The 6121-nt window shown below is 31.9% G+C and carries 5 protein-coding genes and 1 rRNA gene; 2 read left to right on the forward strand and 4 right to left on the reverse strand.

All coding sequences use genetic code 11. From position 1 onward, the window contains the following. The first annotated feature begins 92 nt into the window (after window positions 1-92). Entirely contained in the window at window positions 93-1541 is a 1449-nt protein-coding gene (locus J2Y38_RS03800) for a glyceraldehyde-3-phosphate dehydrogenase (protein WP_309839704.1), read from the forward strand. A 67-nt stretch (window positions 1542-1608) separates the two neighbouring features. Here the strand turns inward: J2Y38_RS03800 and J2Y38_RS03805 are convergent, their stop codons facing one another. Next, entirely contained in the window at window positions 1609-2286 is a 678-nt protein-coding gene (locus J2Y38_RS03805; RefSeq protein WP_309839706.1) for a hypothetical protein, read from the reverse strand. Between the two features lie 47 nt (window positions 2287-2333). Next, a complete protein-coding gene (locus J2Y38_RS03810) occupies window positions 2334-2792 on the reverse strand; it encodes an Lrp/AsnC family transcriptional regulator (RefSeq protein WP_053474073.1) in 459 nt (152 codons plus the stop codon). 200 nt (window positions 2793-2992) lie between these two features. On the opposite strand from J2Y38_RS03810, the gene ald reads away from it, so the two are divergent. Then, entirely contained in the window at window positions 2993-4111 is a 1119-nt protein-coding gene (gene ald, locus J2Y38_RS03815) for an alanine dehydrogenase (RefSeq protein WP_053474074.1), read from the forward strand. 120 nt (window positions 4112-4231) lie between these two features. Here the strand turns inward: ald and pafA are convergent, their stop codons facing one another. Both pafA and rrf read right to left on the reverse strand, forming a co-directional pair. Next, window positions 4232-5851: an alkaline phosphatase PafA gene (pafA, locus tag J2Y38_RS03820; RefSeq protein WP_309839710.1), complete on the reverse strand. Its 1620-nt coding sequence runs from the start codon at window positions 5849-5851 to the stop codon at window positions 4232-4234. A 178-nt stretch (window positions 5852-6029) separates the two neighbouring features. Continuing rightward, window positions 6030-6121, reverse strand: a 5S ribosomal RNA gene (gene rrf, locus J2Y38_RS03825); the annotation flags it as partial.

Raw genomic sequence — 6121 nt, forward strand, 5'->3', positions numbered from 1 at the left:
TCCTAAAATAGTTTACGAAATCGATTGAAATAGATACTTTTGCGCAAAATTATAAAATAAGTGAGTGTTTTATTATTTCAATTTAATCAATTATGAGCAAAAATTCTTTGTACCAAAAAGAGGTATCATTACAAGTCGACCGAAGAAGAGCTGGTGTCGAATTAATTAAAGTGATAAGTGATTTGTGGTATGACAAATCCATAGAAATGGTTTTATTTAAAAACCAATTATTGGATAAAAATGTCAGCGATATTATCAATCTTCATCAATATGCCGGTGAATTTGTGGGGAAACCTATCACCATTTTCGATTCAGTCGAAATCGCAAAAGTTGTTTTGTCTTTAGATCTTCCTCCTGCGAAAATAGATCTTGGAAAATTAACTTACGAATATCATTTAGAAGATGAGAAATATCCGGACGCAAGATATTTTGTGATTGAAAAATTAAAAAAATCAAAATCTTCACAAGAAATTCAGCCCAAAGATGTTGTTCTTTATGGTTTTGGAAGAATTGGTCGCATACTGGCAAGGGAATTAATGTCAAAAACCGGAAAAGGAAATCAATTGCGTTTGAGAGCAATTGTGACCAGAGATAAAAATGACGCTGTAACTTTAGAGAAACGTGCTTCTTTATTACGCTATGATTCTATCCACGGAGATTTTCAAGGTTCTGTAATTGCCGATGCTAAAAACAATGCACTAATAATTAATGGAACTACGGTTCATATTATTTCGGCAAATTCTCCAGAAGAAATTGATTATACGGAATATGAAATTAATGATGCTTTAGTAATTGATAATACAGGAGCATTTACAACTGAAGAAGCTTTAAAAAGACATTTAACATCAAATGGGGTTAATAAAGTTTTATTGACTGCCCCAGGAAAAGGTGTTCCAAATATTGTGCACGGAGTTAACCATAATGACTATAATCCAGATGAAAATAATATTTTCTCTGCGGCATCCTGCACTACAAATGCTATTACGCCTGTTTTAAAAGTTATTGAAGATACTTTAGGAGTTGTAAAAGGACATTTAGAAACTATTCATTCTTATACCAACGATCAAAATTTGGTTGATAATATGCATAGAAAATACCGTCGCGGGAGAGCCGCTGCTCTAAATATGGTTATTACTGAAACTGGTGCCGGAAATGCTGTTTCAAAAGCTTTACCGTCTTTAGAGGGAAAATTAACTTCAAATGCTATTCGGGTTCCTGTTCCTAATGGTTCTTTAGTGGTTTTAAATTTAGAAGTTAAAAAAGCAACGTCGATTACGGCAATCAATAAAATCATGAAAAAATATGCTCTTGAAGGAGAACTCGTAGAGCAAATTAAATATTCACTTAATAATGAATTGGTTTCATCTGATATTGTGGGAACTTCGGCTCCTTCAATTTATGACAGTAATGCAACTATTGTTTCAAAGGATGGAAAAAACATTGTACTTTATATTTGGTACGATAATGAATACGGTTATAGTCATCAAGTTATTCGTCTTGCAAAATATATTGCCAAGGTAAGACGTTATACTTATTATTAATTCAATCTAACTACTTACTTAAACCATCAAGTTTACTTGGTGGTTTTTGTTTTTTATGATTGAAAATCTAAAATCTATAATCCAATTTTAAATTCTTATCTGAGGTTATTTTTTCAAAAGTAAACAACGGCTTTCCAGAAGTTATTTCTGTTGTTACTTTCACTAAAAGAATATCTCCAATTTTTATACTATTAAAAAAAGAAGATTTAAGAAAAGTATGTGTCCCAAAATTAGAAAAAACAATACTTATAAAACTCTCTGTTTTGTTTATTTTAATGTCTATAACACTTAAAGTCATTTCATAAGACTCACTTATTCTTTTAGCATAAAATATTTTTTTCTTAGAATACATATAAGGAAGAATATGTAATTCAGCCACATTGCCTCCTTGCAATCTATCACAAAATATATCTCCAATACTTGTAGTAGTAAATTTATCTTTTTCGTCAACTGTATACCAACAAGTTCCATTGTGTATGGAACACACATATGTTAGAATTCCTTTTACAACATATTTTTCGTTATTTTTTAATACTATTAAATATTTGATTGAAAAAATGTGCGGAATTATTATGCAAGCTAAAATCAGTGGTAAAGAATTTATAAAAATTTCGCTAGAACTCCAAAAGATTGCTATATAACAATAAACTAGTAAGATTATAATTCCTGGGCATGAAAAAAACAAAAATAATAAATAGATGTTTTTTCTATCCCGAGTATCCAATGGTTTTATTTTGTATCCCATCTATATTTAATTTCAAAACACAAATATATAAATATTTTACTACAAAACTAAATAGGTAAAACAGTTGTGCTTTTTACTTCAGATATTACAAAGACGGTATTTATAAGTGAAACTTCGGGTAAAACAGATAATTTCTTTTGATGAAAATGATGATAGCTTTCCATATCTGGAATTATAATTTTAAGCATATAATCGAAGTTTCCTGAAACGTAATTACACTCTACAACCTCCGGTAAATTTAAAATGGACTGGTTAAAACCTTCAGAGGTATCATAAGTCTGTTTAGTAAGTGTAACCTGGCAGTAAACTGTTAAATTATTCCCGAGTTTTTTCTTGTCTAAAATCGTAACGTATTTTTCTATAATCCCATCTTTTTCAAGACGTTTCACCCGATCATGAACTGGAGTTAAGGACAAATTTATTTTGTTTGCGATGTCTTTTAAAGTATAGTGTGCATCTTCCTGTAAAAGACGTAAGATTTTTTTGTCAATTTCATCTAAAGCCATAACGAAAACGTTTTATCAGAGTAGTATTTTTTAGTTTTTTTTTCTTTTTAAAGAATAAATTACGGGTCAAAACAGAATAATTTTCTGTAAAAGTAAAAAATAAAATAATATTTTCTTATTTATTAATCAGTAAACCATAATTTATTCTCTCTCTGTAGATTTGTAAAACAAATTCAATAAAAAACAAAAAAATATATCAAATGATAATAGGTGTTCCAAAAGAAATAAAAAACAACGAGAACAGAGTTGCTTTAACTCCTGCTGGTGTTTCTGAAATGAAAAAACATGGACATACAGTTTATGTACAAGCAACTGCTGGTTTAGGTAGTGGTTTTGCTGATGAAGAATATGCGCAGGCTGGTGCAGTAGTTTTACCAACTATTGAGGAAGTTTATGCAATTGCAGAAATGATCATTAAAGTAAAAGAACCAATTGCATCTGAATACCCATTAATCAAAAAAGATCAATTGTTATTCACATATTTCCACTTTGCATCATCTGAGCCATTAACTCACGCTATGCTTGAAAAAGGTGCTGTTTGTTTAGCTTATGAAACTGTTGAAAAAACAGACCGCAGCTTACCATTATTAGTTCCAATGTCTGAAGTTGCTGGTCGTATGGCTATTCAACAAGGAGCAAAATATCTTGAAAAACCATTAAAAGGAAGAGGAATTCTTTTAGGTGGTGTTCCAGGTGTTCCGCCGGCAAAAGTATTAGTTTTAGGTGGAGGAATTGTTGGAACTCAAGCTGCAAAAATGGCTGCTGGTTTAGGAGCACAGGTTACTATCATGGATTTAAGTTTGCCACGTTTACGTCAATTAGATGACATTATGCCAGCAAATGTAAATACAGAAATGTCTAACCATTATAATATTACAAGAGCAATTAAAGATGCTGACTTAATTGTTGGTGCAGTTTTAATTCCAGGAGCAAAAGCACCTCACTTAATTACACGTGATATGCTTAAATTAATGCGTCCGGGAACTGTTGTTGTTGACGTTGCAGTTGACCAAGGAGGATGTATCGAAACTTGTACTCCTACAACTCACGAAAACCCAACTTTTATTATTGACGATATCGTACACTATTGTGTAGCTAATATGCCAGGAGCAGTTCCTTATACATCTACTTTAGCTTTGACTAATGCTACTTTGCCTTATGCAGTACAATTAGCAAACAAAGGATGGGAAAAAGCTTGTGCAGAAAACGAAGAATTGAAAAAAGGTTTAAATATTGCTAACGGAAAAATCCTTTACAAAGGAGTTGCTGAAGCATGGAACCTTCCTTTTAATGAAGAATTAGTATTGGCAAACGCATAGTGCCAATATTAAATAAGTGCTTACTAAGCAATAAAGTAAAAGGGCTTTTCGTAATGAAAAGCCTTTTTTTATGCCATAAAAAAACCTGTCTTGCAAGACAGGTTTTTATTCTTTTATACTTTATTTCTTTTCATCTAAAACTTCCTGCAATACTTTTGCTTCAGTTCCATTAGGGAAAGTAACTTTTATTTTTTGTGCGATAGTTGGTGCAATTTCAGTAATTGCTTTTTTATCGTAAGATTCTCCTTTTTTGATATGCCATCCGTAAAAAATGGCTGGTACGTGAGTATCATAACTGTATATAGTACCATGTGAAGTTCCGGTAGTAGCATATTCGATATCACCTGGTTTGTCAACAATTACAAGATCTCCATTTTGAGTTACGTCATAACCTTTTGCTACAAAATTCAGAGAGTAATCGTTTCCGACATTCGCTAAAATTTCTTCTTCTGTATACACCTTTTTAACTTGTGGCTGAGAAATTAAAAACTCTTTAAAAGCTTGTTTAACTTTTGCCAATTCTAACCCTTTTTCTTTTATAATTTGTCTATTAAAGAAAACATTAAAATTTGAATAATTTTGAATCAAATCAACTCCAAAAGTCTTCGTAGAAAAATCCTGTAGACTCTTCTTAACATCTTTTGATGGATAATTGTCTACATTATATTTACGGTCTTTTAAGTAAATTACATTCTCAGCACCGGCATGGTCAGCAGTTAAGAAAAGTAAATAATTCCCTTTTCCAACTGTTTTATCTAAATAAGCTAAAAAATCAGCTATTGTTTGATCTAATCTTAAATAAGTATCCTGAAGTTCCATAGATCTTGGTCCAAGTAAATGACCAACATAATCTGTAGAAGAAAAACTAACCGTTAAGAAATCCGTAGTATTATTTCTTCCAAGATTTTCTTTTTCGATCGCTCTTTTAGCAAAATCAGCAAGTAAATCGTTTCCATATGGAGTTGCACGAATTACTCCTGCGTCATTTTTCTCATACATTGATTTTAAATCATACGGAAAAACCGGAGCAGTACTTCCATATAATTTACCTTCATAAGGATTATTATCAGGAAGGCTTTCATTATATACAGAAGCCGGCTTATATAAATCCCAGCCTTTATTAATATATTTTAAGTAGTTTTTTTCGTTATTGAACTCTGATACCCATTCCGGTAATTTTTCACCATAAAAAGTACTCGAAATAAACGATCCCGTTTTACTATACCAAAAAGCCCAATTTGCAAAATGTCCAGCCGGTAAAATTGCACCACGGTCTTTAAGACTCATTCCAATAACTTTTCCATTAAAATTGGTAGCCATACGAACTTCATCAGTAATTGTAGTACTTTGAAGATTTTTAGGAGACATTGCACCTTCTTCTGCAGTTCCGTCTCCAACAGTTTTCACCCCAGCATCGTCCGTACAATACATCTCTTTACCAAGAGTTCTGCTAAACCACTCGTTACCAACAATTCCGTGTGTCGCAGGTGTTGTACCAGTATATATAGAAGCGTGTCCAGGTGCAGTGTAAGTCGGCATATAATTATAATGCATATTCTGGAAAACAAATCCATCATTCATTAACTTCTTAAAACCGTTTGGGGAAAAATCATCTGAAAATCGATATAAATATTCCATTTTCATTTGATCAACTACTATACCTACAACTAATTTGGGACGTTGTTGTGCACTTAAGTTTGTGAGAACAAAAAGTGTCAACAGTAAAATACTTTTCTTCATGTTTACTAAATAATTTAAACACAAAAATACTCAATCCTATTTAAAACTTCTAAAGTATGAATGATGAAGAACAAACAATTGACTATAATTTAACAGTTTAGTCTTGTAATAAAAGTCATTTTTAGTAACAATATAAAACAAAAAATCCTCATCAAATACATGATGAGGATTCTTAAAAGAAAGGCGACGACATACTCTCCCACAATACTGCAGTACCATCTGCGCAGGCGGGCTTAACTACTCTGTTCGGGATGGGAAGAGGTGAGCCCC

It is taken from the genome of Flavobacterium sp. 2755 (genome assembly GCF_031455715.1).
Lineage (GTDB): Bacteria > Bacteroidota > Bacteroidia > Flavobacteriales > Flavobacteriaceae > Flavobacterium.

Coding starts and splice junctions, on each gene's coding strand:
- J2Y38_RS03800 (WP_309839704.1), top strand. CDS start 93: ATGAGCAAAAATTCTTTGTACCAAAAAGAGGTATCATTACAAGTCGAC.
- J2Y38_RS03805 (WP_309839706.1), bottom strand. CDS start 2,286: ATGGGATACAAAATAAAACCATTGGATACTCGGGATAGAAAAAACATC.
- J2Y38_RS03810 (WP_053474073.1), bottom strand. CDS start 2,792: ATGGCTTTAGATGAAATTGACAAAAAAATCTTACGTCTTTTACAGGAA.
- ald (WP_053474074.1), top strand. CDS start 2,993: ATGATAATAGGTGTTCCAAAAGAAATAAAAAACAACGAGAACAGAGTT.
- pafA (WP_309839710.1), bottom strand. CDS start 5,851: ATGAAGAAAAGTATTTTACTGTTGACACTTTTTGTTCTCACAAACTTA.